Annotated in this window: 10 protein-coding genes; 7 read left to right on the forward strand and 3 right to left on the reverse strand. The window is 64.4% G+C overall.

The genetic code is table 11. The features are described 5' to 3' along the window. Positions 1-118: 118 nt before the first annotated feature. From AC1RM6_RS20465 to AC1RM6_RS20485, 5 genes are all read left to right on the forward strand, one after another. Positions 119-430: a polyhydroxyalkanoic acid system family protein gene (locus tag AC1RM6_RS20465; protein ID WP_493104609.1), complete on the forward strand. Its 312-nt coding sequence runs from the start codon at positions 119-121 to the stop codon at positions 428-430. Between the two features lie 96 nt (positions 431-526). Then, complete coding sequence (locus tag AC1RM6_RS20470) at positions 527-793, forward strand: hypothetical protein (protein WP_493104611.1); 267 nt, start codon at positions 527-529, stop codon at positions 791-793. A 3-nt stretch (positions 794-796) separates the two neighbouring features. After that, positions 797-1,468 (forward strand): nucleotidyl transferase AbiEii/AbiGii toxin family protein, encoded by a 672-nt coding sequence (locus tag AC1RM6_RS20475; protein ID WP_493104613.1) that lies wholly within the window; start codon positions 797-799, stop codon positions 1,466-1,468. Positions 1,469-1,746: 278 nt separating this feature from the next. Continuing rightward, on the forward strand, positions 1,747-2,721 hold the full coding sequence (locus tag AC1RM6_RS20480) for an alpha/beta hydrolase (protein WP_493104615.1): 975 nt from the start codon (positions 1,747-1,749) through the stop codon (positions 2,719-2,721). A gap of 151 nt (positions 2,722-2,872) precedes the next feature. Continuing rightward, a complete protein-coding gene (locus AC1RM6_RS20485) occupies positions 2,873-3,943 on the forward strand; it encodes an alpha/beta hydrolase (RefSeq protein ID WP_493104617.1) in 1,071 nt (356 codons plus the stop codon). Between the two features lie 186 nt (positions 3,944-4,129). Here AC1RM6_RS20485 and AC1RM6_RS20490 read toward each other — a convergent pair whose 3' ends face one another. Together AC1RM6_RS20490 and AC1RM6_RS20495 are read right to left on the reverse strand one after the other, a co-directional pair. Then, the gene (locus tag AC1RM6_RS20490; RefSeq protein ID WP_493104619.1) at positions 4,130-7,819 is read right to left on the reverse strand and encodes a M10 family metallopeptidase C-terminal domain-containing protein; all 3,690 of its coding nucleotides are present in this window, start codon (positions 7,817-7,819) and stop codon (positions 4,130-4,132) included. Positions 7,820-8,060: 241 nt separating this feature from the next. Further along, positions 8,061-8,963 (reverse strand): LysR family transcriptional regulator, encoded by a 903-nt coding sequence (locus AC1RM6_RS20495; RefSeq protein ID WP_493104620.1) that lies wholly within the window; start codon positions 8,961-8,963, stop codon positions 8,061-8,063. 157 nt (positions 8,964-9,120) lie between these two features. On the opposite strand from AC1RM6_RS20495, the gene AC1RM6_RS20500 reads away from it, so the two are divergent. Further along, on the forward strand, positions 9,121-10,179 hold the full coding sequence (locus tag AC1RM6_RS20500; protein WP_493104622.1) for an aldo/keto reductase: 1,059 nt from the start codon (positions 9,121-9,123) through the stop codon (positions 10,177-10,179). A 62-nt stretch (positions 10,180-10,241) separates the two neighbouring features. Here AC1RM6_RS20500 and AC1RM6_RS20505 read toward each other — a convergent pair whose 3' ends face one another. Continuing rightward, positions 10,242-12,065, reverse strand: a complete 1,824-nt coding sequence (locus AC1RM6_RS20505; protein WP_493104624.1) for a DUF885 domain-containing protein — start codon at positions 12,063-12,065, stop codon at positions 10,242-10,244. Positions 12,066-12,351: 286 nt separating this feature from the next. Between AC1RM6_RS20505 and AC1RM6_RS20510 the strand changes: the two genes are divergently transcribed. Next, positions 12,352-13,452 (forward strand): Fic family protein, encoded by a 1,101-nt coding sequence (locus tag AC1RM6_RS20510; RefSeq protein WP_493104626.1) that lies wholly within the window; start codon positions 12,352-12,354, stop codon positions 13,450-13,452. The last annotated feature ends 75 nt before the right edge of the window (positions 13,453-13,527 follow it).

The raw sequence follows: 13,527 nt of genomic DNA on the forward strand, positions 1-13,527 counted from the left end.
AATTCGGTGACAGTGCACTTTTAGCGAAGCTTTTGCGCGGCGCTTGCCGTTCGACAAACGCCCCGTCCCCCCGCTATGGCGGACCGAACCCCAATCTTCCGAACCGCAGGAAATATCCATGTCGACCGTCGCCTTCGATATCCCCCACAGCCTCGGCAAGGCCGAAGCGAAGCGCCGGGTGATCGCCGGCCTGCCCGCCATGGCCCAGCATATCCCGCTCGGCGGTGCGATATCCTCGTCGACCTGGACCGACGACCGTCTCGAACTGGTCATTTCGCTGATGGGCCAGAAGGTCGCCGCCCAGCTCGACGTCGGCGACGCCGCGATCACCGGCACCGTCGCGGTCCCGGCGATGCTGTCGGGCTTCTTCTCCGGTCAGATCGGCGACTTCATCAAGGTCAGCGCCGACAAGATGCTGTCGAAGGCGTGATCGGCGCGATCGGGGAACGTAAAGCGGGCCATCCTTGTTTCGGCAATGGCGCGGCGTTACATAAGTGACGGTTATCGGGCGATGCCCGCTGGGACGATGAAGATGAATGTGGCGATACAAGTGCTGGCGACGGTCAACGCCCCTTACGGGACGAACCTCTCCGCGCACCAACTCGCCGCGTTGATCGTCGATCCGAAAAGCGCCGGCGATTGCATTGCGTCGGTCTTTTCCTTCTTCTCCGAGATATCGCTGTCCGTGCAGCGGCAATTCATGGCGGACATGGGTGTCGATGCGGTCAAGGCCAGCCGGCTTGCAGGCGAGTTTTCCGGCCTGGCGGGCTATCAACTGCCACTGGCTGCCTGAACGATGTCGCAGGGACGGCCGACCGAATGGCCGGTCCTGTTCGACATTGCCATCCGGATACTTCGCCATGCCGAAAACCAGATAGGCTTCAAACCTTCGTGGAGCTTCGGCGGGGGCACGGCGCTGATGTTGCAGATCGACCACCGCGAGAGCCACGACATCGATCTCTTCCTCGACGATCCGCAGCTACTGCCATTCCTCAATCCGGAGACCCAGAGGATCAAGCTCGATCGACGCCCCGACAGCTATAGCGTCGAGGGAACCAGCGTCCTGAAACTTGCCTATCAGGATATCGGCGAAATCGACTTCATCGTCTGCGCCGACATCACCGATCGGCCAAGCGGCACGCAGAATGTGTGCGGACATAGCATAGCGGTCGAGACCCCCGCCGAGATCATCGCGAAAAAGGTCTATTATCGCGGCTGGGGTTTTCAGCCTCGCGACATGTTCGATCTCGCAGCGGTCGCCGAGTACCATGGACAAGACTATGCGGTTGCCGCGCTTGCACAGGCAGGTCGAAATGCCTGCGAGAAAGCGCTCGGAGTCGTGGCCAAGGCTGCGCCCGCCTTCGTGCAATCGATCAACGCCCAATTGATGGTCCGCGCGGCGCACCGCCATTTGATCGGTCAGGCGCAGCATGTCAGCAGGATCCTGCTGGAAAAGGCCTTGGCGTGATTCCCTCGGCTGAGCAACGCACCGCTCTGGCCCGCCTGTTTGGGTGACGGTGGGGCGTCGGGGAAGCTGGCGCAATCCTGCCAGTGGGGCGCGCGAACCCAGAGGCTTTCGAACTGCACGAAAACGCTCACCGGAATTCGATGTTCATCAAGGTCAGCGCCGACAAGATGCTGTCGAAGGGGTGATCGGCACGCCATGAGAAAAGCTCCGGGCAGGCCCTAACAATCATCCTTTGTCGCCCATCGGCGCCCGTCCTAGCCTGTGCTCAGGAGGACCTGATGCTGCACCGAAGCCGGATGATGATGGCCTATGCGATGTTGTTGCAACTGGTCGGTTCCGCCATCGGCGGGCCGGCCGCGGCAGGGCCGCCCGCGACGGCCTGGCAGCCGCCTTCGGGGACCAAGCAGACCCCGATCTGGCCGCACGGCGCGCCGGATATGGACGGGGTCGCGCAACCGGCGGAGCGGGTCGAGACGAAAACCAATCTTGTCGCGGGTCGCCCCTGGAAAGCGGCCTTCGACGTGACCGCGCCGACCATGACGGTCTTTCCACCCAAGGGGCGCAACAGCGGCGCCGCGATGATCGTCTTTCCCGGCGGCGGATTTCAGATCCTCGCCATGGATCTCGAAGGGACCGAGATCTGCGACTGGATGACTGCCAGGGGCATCACCTGCGTCCTGCTGAAATATCGCGTCCCCGGCAGCGCGCACCATTATGACAAAAGCTGCGACTGCCACGTCACCCCCAAGGTCCCGCGCGCCCTCCAGGACGCCCAGCGCACGATCAGGCTCGTCCGGTCCCGCGCAGGCGAACTGGGCATCGATCCGAACAGAATCGGGGTGATCGGCGCCTCTGCGGGCGGCTATCTGGTCGCGCAGACCAGCAACATGTTCGATCCCGTCTACAAGCCGGTCGATGCGGTCGACACGCTCAGCAGCCGCCCCGATTTCGCGATCGCGCTCTATCCCGGCCATCTATGCCGCGAGGGTGCCACGCTCGACCCCGGCCTCCACGTCACCAGGAAGACGACGCCGACCTTCCTGCTGCAGGCCTGGGACGATCCCGTCGACGATATCTGCAACAGCACGGTCTATGCACGTGCGCTCGACGATGCCGGGGTTTCGACCGAGGTCCACCTGTTCGCCAAGGGCGGCCATGCCTTCGGCCTGCGACCCGGCGGGCATCCGATTACGTTGTGGCCGGCGCTGGTCGAAAACTGGCTGAAAGAAATCGCCGTCCTGAATCCGCAGTGACACCCTAAATCGGTGACAGTGCACTTTTAGGCGCCATTCGCCGATCCGCCGGCCCCGGCGCGGGCATAGCCTGCCGCTATGGCCATCCCAAAAACCGATATTGGTCAGCGCCCGGCCGCATCCCTAGCCTGCACATAGGGAGGATCGCACCATGGACAAGCCGACACGGCGCACCGTCATCAACGGCCTGGCGCTCGGCGCTGCGGGCCTCGCGACCGGGGCGATCGCCCGGCGGGCCGGCGCGGAGGCGCCGCCAGACCTGGCCTTCGTCCATCCCGAATTGCGTCCCTTTGCGGCAATGATGCTCAACCAGGCCGCGGCGTTCCCCGATCCGACCCGCGCCACCCTCCCGGCGGCGCGGGCGATGATGGCGAACATGCTGCCGCCGCCGCTGCCCGCGCCCGCCTATCGCCGCCAGATGATCAAAGGGCTGGCCGGCGCCCCCGACGTCGCCGTCTATGTCGTCAATGCCCAGCCGGGCGCGCACCGGCCGGCGATCGTCCATATCCATGGCGGCGGCTTCATCACCGGCACCGCCGCCAGCATGATCGCGCCGCTCCAGGCGACCGCGGCCGCGCTCGACTGCGTGATCGTCACGATCGACTATCGGCTGGCGCCCGAAACCGGCTTCGCGGGTTCGATCGACGACAATTATGCCGGGCTCAAATGGGTCCACGACCATGCCGAGGAACTCGGTGTCGATCGCAGCCGGATCGCGGTGATGGGCGAGAGCGCCGGCGGCGGCCATGCCGCGCTGCTCGCGATCGCCGCGCGCGACCGCGGCGAGGTGCCGCTGGTCCTGCAGGTGCTGATCTATCCGATGCTCGACGATCGCACCGGCACCGTCACCACCCCCGCGGCGCCGATCGGCACGATCCTGTGGACCCCGTCGAAGAACCGCTTCGGCTGGGAATGTTTCCTCGGCCAGGCCCCGGGCACCGCCGGGGTCCCGGCGCGCGCGGTCCCCGCCCGGCAGGCCAGCCTCAAGGGGCTGCCGCCCGCCTTCATCGGCGTCGGTTCGATCGATCTCTTCGTCGACGAGGATCTCGATTATGCCCGCCGCCTGATCGACAGCGGCATCGCCGCCGAGACCATCGTCGTGCCCGGCGCCTTCCACGGCTTTGACGGCATCGCCGCGACGACGGCGGTCGCCCGGCGTTTCAACGCCGCGAAGCTCGACGCCTTGCGCCTGGCCTTCGGTCAGCCGGCGCAGGGCGGCTGATACCGGAGCCCGTACGGCGCTCGGGCAAATCGATCGAGGACGCGCCGGCATCTTCGAGATCGCCTATCGGGTGAAAGCACCCGGCGGCCTCAAAATCACGGAAACCAAAACCCGTTCAGACCGGAGACCATTCGATCCGCAGCGGATCCGGTCCGGCTTCGGCGCGCCGCGCCCGCCCGTCGGCGATTACAGGAAATAGTCCTGCAGGACCGAACCGTTCGTGGCGAACAGCGTGACATGCTGTTCCCACGGCTGTGTATTGGCCTGGTCGATGTCGATGATCGTCCGGGTGCCGTTGTCGTTGTTGATGTCGTAGAAGTCGATGCGGCCCAGCGCGTCATAATAAGTAAGCTGTGACGTGAACGACTGGTTGCCGGCCTGGTCGACATCGACGACCGTGCGCAGGCCGTTATCGCCATTGATGTCGTAGAAATCGACCCGCCCCTGGGCGTCGAAATAGGTGAGCTGCGACGTGAACGACTGGTTGTTGGCCTGATCGATGTCGACGATCGTCCGCAAACCGTTGTCGTTGTTGATGTCGTAGAAATCGACGCGCCCCTGGGCGTCGAAATAGGTGAGCTGCGACGTGAATGACTGGTTGTTGGCCTGATCGATATCGACGATCGTCCGCAGGCCGTTATCGTTGTTGATGTCGTAGAAATCGATGCGGCCCTGGGCATCGTAATAGGTCGATTGCGACGTGAACGACTGATTGCCGGCCTGATCGATATCGATGACCGTGCGGGTGCCGTTGTCGTTGTTGATGTCGTAGAAATCGATCCGGCCCTGCGCGTCGTAATAAGTGAGCTGGGACGTGAAGGTCTGGGTGTTGGCCTGGTCGAAGTCGATCAGCACCCGGGTGCCATTGTCCTTGTTCTGGTCGACATAATCGAGCCGGCCCTGGGCATCGTAATAGCTGATCTCGGACGAGTTGGGCGTGTCGTTGGACAGGTCGATCGCCACCACCACCCGCGTGCCATTGTCGTTGAAGGTCGTCTGCTGCAGCAGCCGTCCATCATTGGTGTAGATGTTCTGGATCATGTTCCAGGGGTTGCTGCCGGTGTCGGTCAGCGTCTGCTCGGCGCGTTCGAACCCCTGTGCTGCCAGATTGAAACCCGTCGGCATGGTGCTGCCGATGACGAGCGTGTCGAACCCGCTCCCGCCGAAGATGTTGGTGGCAGTGTCGGCCGCATCATAGATGATCCGATCATTGCCCGCCCCGCCGTCGATGATGTCCGAACCGGTCCCGCCGTCGAGCACATCGTCACCGGCGCCACCGATCAACTGGTCGTTGTCGCTGCCGCCGTTCAGCGTGTCGTTGCCGCTGCCACCGGTCAATATGTCGTTGCCCGAACCGCCGCTGAGCATGTCGTTGCCCGCTCCGCCGAACAGCACGTCCGAACTGCCGGTGCCGACGAGCGACAAGGCGGTGGTCGAGCTGTTGAACAGGAAGTCCGAAGCGGTCAGCTGCCCCGGCAGGATGTTCTTGATCGTGATGCTCTCGGTGGAGCTGCCGAAGATGAAGGTGATGACGCTGTCGCTGCCCGACTGCGAGATGAACGGCTGCACCGTCGCGAGGTCGGCGATGCCCAGCAACGACAGGTCGATCTTGTCCTGTCCCTGGGTGAAGTCGAGGATCGTATCCTGACCGAACCGACGGTCGGTGTAGGCGAAGATGTCGTTGCCCGCGGCGCCCCTCAGCTGGTCATTGTCCTCGCCACCGATCAGGGTGTCGTTGCCGCCACCGCCGGTCAATATGTCGTTTCCGTAACCGCCGACGATCGTGTCGGCGCCGGGGCCGCCGAACAGCACGTCGGCGCTGCTGGTGCCGCTGACCGCCAGCGCGGTGGTCGAGCCGTTGAACAGGAAATCCGCCGCGGTCAGTTGGCCCGGGAGGATCCCCTTGATGGTGATGCTTTCGGTGTTGCCGCCGTAATAGAAGCTGATGACGCTGTCGTTGCCCGACTGGATGATGAACGGCTGCAGCGTCGCGAGGTCGGCGATGCCCAGCGCCGACAGGTCGATCTTGTCCTGCCCCTGGGTGAAGTCGAGGATCGTGTCCTGGCCGAAGCGGCGGGCGGTGTAGGTGAAGAGGTCGTTGCCCGCGGCGCCCCTGAGCTGGTCGTTGTCCTCGCTGCCGATCAGCGTGTCGTTGCCGGCGCCGCCGGTCAGTATGTCGTTTCCGTAACCGCCGACGATCGTGTCGGCGCCGGGGCCGCCGAACAGCACGTCGGCACTGCTGGTCCCGCCGACCGAAAGCGCGCCGGTCGAACCGTTGAACAGGAAATCGGCCGCGGTCAGTTGGCCCGGCAGGATCCCCTTGATGGTGATGCTTTCGGTGTTGCCGCCATAATAGAAGCTGATGATGCTGTCGCTGCCCGACTGGGTGATGAACGGCTGCAGCGTCGCGAGGTCGGCGATGCCCAGCGCCGACAGGTCGATCCTGTCCTGTCCCTGGGCGAAATCGAGGATGGTGTCCTGACCGAAGCGACGGTCGGTGTAGGTGAAGAGGTCGTTGCCCGCCGCGCCCCTGAGCTGGTCGTTGTCCTCGCTGCCGATCAGCGTGTCGTTGCCGCCGCCGCCGGTCAGGACGTCGTTCCCGTAACCGCCGACGATCGTGTCGGAGCCCAGCCCGCCGAACAGCACGTCGGCGCTGCTGGTGCCGCCGACCGACAGTGCGCCGGTCGAGCCGTTGAACAGGAAATCCGCCGCGGTCAGTTGGCCCGGCAGAATCCCCTTGATCGTTATGCTCTCGGTATTGCCGCCATAATAGAAGCTGATGACGGTGTCGCTGCCCGACTGGCCGATGAACGGCTGCAGCGTCGCGAGGTCGGCGATGCCGAGCGAGGACAGGTCGATCTTGTCCTGACCCTGGGTGAAGTCGAGGATCGTGTCCGCACCGAAGCGGCGGTCGGTGTAGGTGAAGAAGTCGTTGCCCGCCGCGCCCCTGAGCTGGTCGTTGTCCTCGCTGCCGATCAGGATGTCGTTGCCGCCGCCACCGGTCAGGACGTCATTGCCGTAACCGCCGACGATCGTGTCGGCGCCCAGCCCGCCGAACAGCAGGTCGGCGCTGCTGGTGCCGCCGACCGACAGCGCGCCGGTTGAGCTGTTGAACAGGAAATCCGCCGCGGTCAGTTGGCCCGGCAGGATCCCCTTGACCGTGATGCTCTCGGTGTTGCCGCCATAATAGAAGCTGATGACGCTGTCGCTGCCCGACTGGGTGATGAACGGCTGCAGCGTCGTGAAATCGGCGATGCCGAGCGACGACAGGTCGATCCTGTCCTGTCCCTGGGTGAAGTCGAGGATGGTGTCCTGGCCGAACCGGCGGGCGGTGTAGGTGAAGAGATCGTTGCCCGCGGCGCCCCTGAGCTGGTCGTTGTCCTCGCTGCCGATCAGCGTGTCGTTGCCGCCGCCGCCGGTCAGTATGTCGTTTCCGAAACCCCCGACGATCGTGTCGGCGCCCAGCCCGCCGAATAGCACATCCGCGCTGCTGGTGCCGCCGACCGACAGCGAACTGCTCGAGCTGTTGAACAGAAAGTCCGATGCCGTCAGCTGCCCCGGCAGGATATTCTTGATCGTGATGCTCTCGGTGCTGCCGCCGTAATAGAAGCTGATGACGGTGTCGCCGCCCGACTGCGCGATGAACGGTTGCAGTGTCGCGAGGTCGGCGATGCCCAACGACGACAGGTCGATCTTGTCCTGTCCTTGGGTAAAGTCGAGGATCATGTCCTGGTCGAACCGGCGGTCGGTATAGGCAAAAATATCGTTGCCGCCACCGCCCGTCAGTTGGTCGTTTCCGCCGAGGCCGATCAGCGTATCACTTGCGGCGTCGCTGGTGATGACATTGTTGCTCGAATTGCCGGTCAGCGTCGCCATGAAATCCCCCGAATCGCATACTGAAACGCAATATTAAGAATGATATGCAGGGGGGCTAGTGATTTCTCGATTTGTAACATGATATTTTATATTTGAAGGGCGGTCATGTTGGGCATGTTATTGTCATGTAAACATGGCATTATTGACGGTAGAGGTGGTGACGGGGCGGCCTGCCATCCCCATCCGGGACGCCGCCCGCACGTCGGCCGCGGTTTGACGGACGGCCTCGCACCCGCCGCCGTTACCGCGCCTGCCTGCGCTCCAGCTTCACATGGTCGACAAAGGCCCGCAGCTTGGCCGCGACATTCCGCCGGTTCGGAAAATACAGGTAGAAGCCCGGAAAGCGCGGGCAGAAATCCTCGAGCATGGCGACCAGCTCGCCCCGGTCGAGATGGTCCCGAAACGTCTCCTCCATCCCGAAGGTCAGGCCGCCGCCGGCGCATGCGGTGCGCAGCATCACCCGCATGTCGTTGGTCGCGATCTGCGGCTCGAGCGCGACGGCGAAGTCGCGGCCATCCTCCTCGAACTCCCAGCGATAGGGCGCCACATCGGGCGCGGGCCGCCAGCCGATACAGCGATGCCCGACGAGATCGCGGGGATGGCCCGGTGCCCCGAAGCGCTGCAGATAGGATGGCGCGCCGACGACCATCTGCCGCTGGTCGCCCGATACGGGAATGGCGATCATGTCCTGCTCGACGACTTCGCCCAGCCGCACCCCGGCATCATAGCCCGCGGCGACGATGTCGAACTCTTCGTCGGTGACGGTGACGTCCAGCGTCACCCCGGGATGGCGATCGATGAAGGTCGCGAACAACCGACCCGCCAGAAACCATTCGGCGATCGACGAAACCGCGATCCGCAACCGGCCGCTCGGGGCGGCATCGCGATCCGCCGCCTCGTTCAGCGCCGCGTCGACCTCCGCGACCGCCGGTGACGTCCGCGCGTAGAGCCGCTCGCCGGACTCGGTCAGGCTGACGCTGCGCGTGGTGCGCCGGACCAGCGCGACCCCGAGCCGGTCTTCCAGCTTGCGCAGCGCCTGGCTGACCGCCGAGTGGGTCACGCCCAGCCGCTCGGCGGCGCGGCGGAAGCTTCGGGCCTCCGCCACGGCGAGGAAGATCGCGAGGCCGTTCAGATCGATTGCCATTGGTCAGTTTTAATAACCAGCGCGGTCGACATCCAGTGGATTATCCGACCGATCTGCCAGGCTTATCGGGTCTCGGCACGGGCGCTCGCCGATCGTCGATCGCGACCGGACCGGCCGCATCCGCCCGCCGCACGGGCCATCCATGGAGAATGACATCATGACCCGGTTGAACGACTATCGCCTGCTCGGCCGTTCCGGCCTGCGCATCTCGCCGCTCGCGCTCGGCACGATGACCTTCGGCGCCGACTGGGGCTGGGGCGCCGACGGCGGCGAGGCGCGACGCATGTTCGACCTTTACGTCGATCGCGGCGGCAACTTCGTCGATACCGCCGTCAACTACACCAATGGCGCGTCGGAACGGATCCTCGGCGACTTTCTCGCCGACAAGCGCGATCGGATCGTGCTGGCGACCAAGTTCACCATGTCGCGCGACCCGACCGATCCCAATGCCGGCGGCAATCATCGCCTCAACATGCTGCGCTCGGTCGAACAGAGCCTGCGGCAGCTCCGCACCGATCGCATCGACCTTCTCTATCTGCACGGCTGGGACATGACGACCGGAGTGGACGAGGTCATGCGCGGGCTCGACGATCTCGTGCGCAGCGGCAAGGTCGGCTATCTCGGCATCTGCAACACCCCCGCCTGGCGCATCGCCCAGATGCAGACGCTCGCCGATCTTCGCGGCTGGTCGCCGCTGGTCGCGCTTCAGATCGAATGGAGCCTCGTCGAACGCACCGTCGAGCATGAACTCGTGCCGATGGCGCAGGCGCTCGGTCTCGGCGTGCTGCCCTGGTCGCCGCTCGGTGGCGGCGTGCTCACCGGCAAATATAGCCGGGCCGATGCCTCGGGCGATGCGCAGGCCGACGTCGCGCAGACCCGCAAGGGCGTGATCGCGTCGTCGGGCCATCTCGGCGAGGCGGCGATCGCGCTGGGCGAGATCGTGCGCGAGATCGCCGGGGAGGTCGGCGCCAGCCCCGCCCGGGTCGCGCTGGCCTGGCTGCTCGGCCGTCCGGGCGTCACCGCGCCGATCGTCGGCGCGCGCACCCTCGCCCAGCTGGAGGACAATCTCGGCGCGCTCGACCTCGCGCTGGCCGACGATCATGTCGCACGGCTTGATGCCGCGAGCGCGCCGGCGCCGATCTTCCCGGCGCGCTTCCTCGACCGGCCGATGCTCCGTCAACTGATCTTCGGCACGACCACCGTCGATCCGCGATAAGCGCGGCGCGCCGCCCCGATGGGCGGCGCGCTTTGCCGGCGATCACGGCCTGCGGGGAAATCTCATCCCTTCTTCGCTGCGACATAATCGTCGATCGCGGTCGCCAGCACCGTCAGCGGCACCGCGCCCGCCTGCAGCACCGCATCGTTGAAGTCGCGCACGTCGAAGCCGGTACCCAGCGCCGCCTTCGCCTTCTCGCGCAGCCGGACGATCTCGCTATGCCCGACCTTGTAGCCGCAGGCCTGGCCCGGCGACGCGCAATAGCGGTCGACCTCGCTGGTGCAGGCGGCGCGCGAGCGGCCGGTGCTGCTGGTCAGATAGTCGATCGCCTGGGTCCGGCTCCACTTCTTGGCGTGCAGCCCGGTGTCGGTGACCAGCCGCGACGCGCGGAAGCGCAGCGCCTGGTACATGCCGATCTGCCCGAACGGATCGTCCTTGTAGAAGCCGAGCTCGTCGACCAGCTGCTCCGAATAGAGCGCCCAGCCTTCGGTATAGGCGTTGAACCCCATCAGCGACCCGATCAGCGGCACGTCGTCGCGATGCTCGGCGACATAGGCGCCCTGCCAGGTATGGCCGGGAATCCCCTCATGCGCCGACAGCGACGGGATCGTGAAGCGCGGCCAGTTCGCGGTGTCCTTGAGGTTGATATAATAGATGGCCGGCCGCGACCCATCGAGCGAGGCGAAGTTCATATAGCCGAGCGCCGCGCCGGACTCGATGTCGGGCGGTACCCGCTTGACGGTGAGGTCGGCACGCATCTTCATGTTCGAGACCTGCGGCAGCAGCGCGCGCAGCTCGGTGATTTTGCTGTTCACATAGGCGATCGCCTCGGCGCGGCCGGTGTCGTCGTTCGCGAAGAGCTGCTTGGGATCCTTGGTCAGCGCGGCGAGCCGCTCGCCGACGCTGCCCTGGGTAAGTCCCTGCGATTTCAGCACCGCATCCATCCGCGCATCGAGCTCGGCGCCCTGATCGAGCCCCATCTGGTGGATCGCCTCGGGCGACAGGTCGGTGCTCGTCGCATATTGCAGCAGCCAGGCATAATAGTCGCCGCCCTGCGGCAGCTTCCACGCGCCGGCGTCGGCGGTCGCCTTGGCGCGGATCGCGGTCATCGCCGCGATCTGCCGATCGAGCGCCGGATAGACCGCACCGCTGACGATCTTGGTTGCCCGCGCGGCCCAGTCGCCGGCGATCGCCTTCTCGGTGGTACGCCGGCTCAGCGACAGCACCATCCGCGACGAGGCCGCCGGCACCGCGCGCAGCTCGCGCATCTGGCCGAGCGCGGTGTCGAGGATGAAGTCGGGTGCGATCACCCCGAGCCCGGCGTCATGCTTCGCCTGCGCGGTCTCCTGGTCGAGCGCGGTCGCGAAGGCCGCGAGCCGCGCCAGATAGGCCTCGGCATCGGCCTTGCTCTCGACCCGGTGCACCGAGTCGAGAAATTCGGGAACGCCCTGATAGGCGCCGTCCTGCTGGCTGATCACATAAGGGTTGCCGCCGCCGAAGCTGCCGACCCCGCCATAGGCGAAGCGCCCGCCGGCCGCGCCATTGGCCAGCTCATAGGCGACCGATCGATAGAGGATGCGGTCATGCCCGGTCAGCCCGGCCTCGCCGACGCTTGCCAGCATCTTCTGGTAGCGGGCGGTGTCGCCGAGCGTACGCGCCCGCGCCGCCGCCGACCGGTCGGACAACTGGCCGCGCGCGGCGGCGCGCTTGCCGCTGTCGAGCCCGAGATAGCTCAGCGTCTCGGGCGAGGTGTCGAGCGTGTCGTTGGCGATCGCGTCGAGCACCGCGGCGAGCCGCGGCTCGATCGCGGCGAAGGCGGGACGCGCGGCGGCGACCAGCCCGGCGGCGGCGGTCGACAGCATGAAATTACGGCGATCGAGGATCATCTGGGGAAGCTCCGATAGGGGGATGACGCGATCTAAGCAGGATTTGCGGCGCTGTGCCACCGGTGCGAGGTGAGCTGCGGTCGGGGCTGTATTCGCCTTGTTATCGTGCACAATCGGGAATCCGGGATTTTGCAGGATAACCGGCGTTTCATAGAGCAGATCGTTTCCTCAGCGGTCCCTCCAGATGGTATGTTTCGCCAAAAACATGTAAAGAAAATCGAAATATCTTTATATGTTTCGATGACCTGCTAAGAAATCGTCGATATCGTTTCATGAGGCGATCCCGGTGCTCAAGACCAACTATGATCTGCCCGATCTGCCTCCATCGCAGCTGGCTGAAACCGGTCCCGTGCTGAAAGCGCTGGCCCGTGCCCATAGATTTCTTGCGGAGCTCAAAGGGCGCGCGGCGACCATCCCCAATCAGGGGATATTGATCGACACATTGTCGCTTCAGGAAGCAAAGGCCAGCTCGGAAATCGAGAACATCGTCACGACCCAGGACGAATTGTTTCAGCTCAGCGCCTTTCCGGAAAACCCCGGTTCGCCTACCGCCAAGGAAGTGGCTCGTTATCGCGATGCGCTTCATCACGGCTTTGACGAGCAACGGCGGCTGGGCGGGTTGCTCACGAACAACATGATCATTGCCATGTTTCGTATCCTCAAGCGAACCGACAGCGGATTTCGCGAAATGCCCGGTACGGCATTGAAGAACGAAGCGACGGGTGCGCTGGTATATGTCCCGCCCCAGGACGGCAACGAGGTGCGTGATCTGATGAGCGCGCTGGAGCGTTTCATCAATATCGAGGATAGCGAAAGCGATCTCGACCCGCTCACCCGAATGGCGATCATCCACCATCAGTTCGAGAGCATCCATCCTTTCCCGGACGGCAATGGGCGATTGGGACGGATCGTCAACATCCTGTTCCTGACCAGGTGCGGTTTGCTGGATATTCCGATCCTCTATCTCAGCCGCTACATCACTCTGAACAAGCCGGATTATTATCGGCTGCTACAGGCTGTACGCGACACCGGCGAATGGGAACCCTGGCTGCTCTATATGCTCAAAGGGGTTGAAAAAACCGCGATCGAGACACTGCATCTTGTCGAGGCGATACGTGTGTTGATGGCGGATACCAAAATCCGATTGCGCAAGGATCATCCAAAGCTTTATTCGCAGGATCTTCTGAACAACCTGTTCCGGCATCCTTACACGCGGATCGAGTTTGTTCAGCAGGAACTCGGCGTGTCGCGCCCGACCGCGGCGAAATATCTCGATGAACTGGCCGATAGCGGACTGTTGATCAAGCACCGCGCGGGACGAAACAATTACTATATCAACCAGCCTCTGGTTGCGCTTTTTACCGAGCGTGAAAATGCGTTGGCATGACGAAGATGGGTGGCTGGATCATATAGGCTGCCAGCGATCCCGCACCCATTGCCCGCCGCATCCCGATTAGTTCCG

The organism is Rhizorhabdus sp. GW822-FHT03C02, from assembly GCF_058801765.1.

Coding starts and splice junctions, on each gene's coding strand:
- AC1RM6_RS20490 (WP_493104619.1), bottom strand. CDS start 7,819: ATGGCGACGCTGACCGGCAATTCGAGCAACAATGTCATCACCAGCGAC.
- AC1RM6_RS20500 (WP_493104622.1), top strand. CDS start 9,121: ATGACCCGGTTGAACGACTATCGCCTGCTCGGCCGTTCCGGCCTGCGC.
- AC1RM6_RS20495 (WP_493104620.1), bottom strand. CDS start 8,963: ATGGCAATCGATCTGAACGGCCTCGCGATCTTCCTCGCCGTGGCGGAG.
- AC1RM6_RS20505 (WP_493104624.1), bottom strand. CDS start 12,065: ATGATCCTCGATCGCCGTAATTTCATGCTGTCGACCGCCGCCGCCGGG.
- AC1RM6_RS20485 (WP_493104617.1), top strand. CDS start 2,873: ATGGACAAGCCGACACGGCGCACCGTCATCAACGGCCTGGCGCTCGGC.
- AC1RM6_RS20470 (WP_493104611.1), top strand. CDS start 527: ATGAAGATGAATGTGGCGATACAAGTGCTGGCGACGGTCAACGCCCCT.
- AC1RM6_RS20475 (WP_493104613.1), top strand. CDS start 797: ATGTCGCAGGGACGGCCGACCGAATGGCCGGTCCTGTTCGACATTGCC.
- AC1RM6_RS20465 (WP_493104609.1), top strand. CDS start 119: ATGTCGACCGTCGCCTTCGATATCCCCCACAGCCTCGGCAAGGCCGAA.
- AC1RM6_RS20480 (WP_493104615.1), top strand. CDS start 1,747: ATGCTGCACCGAAGCCGGATGATGATGGCCTATGCGATGTTGTTGCAA.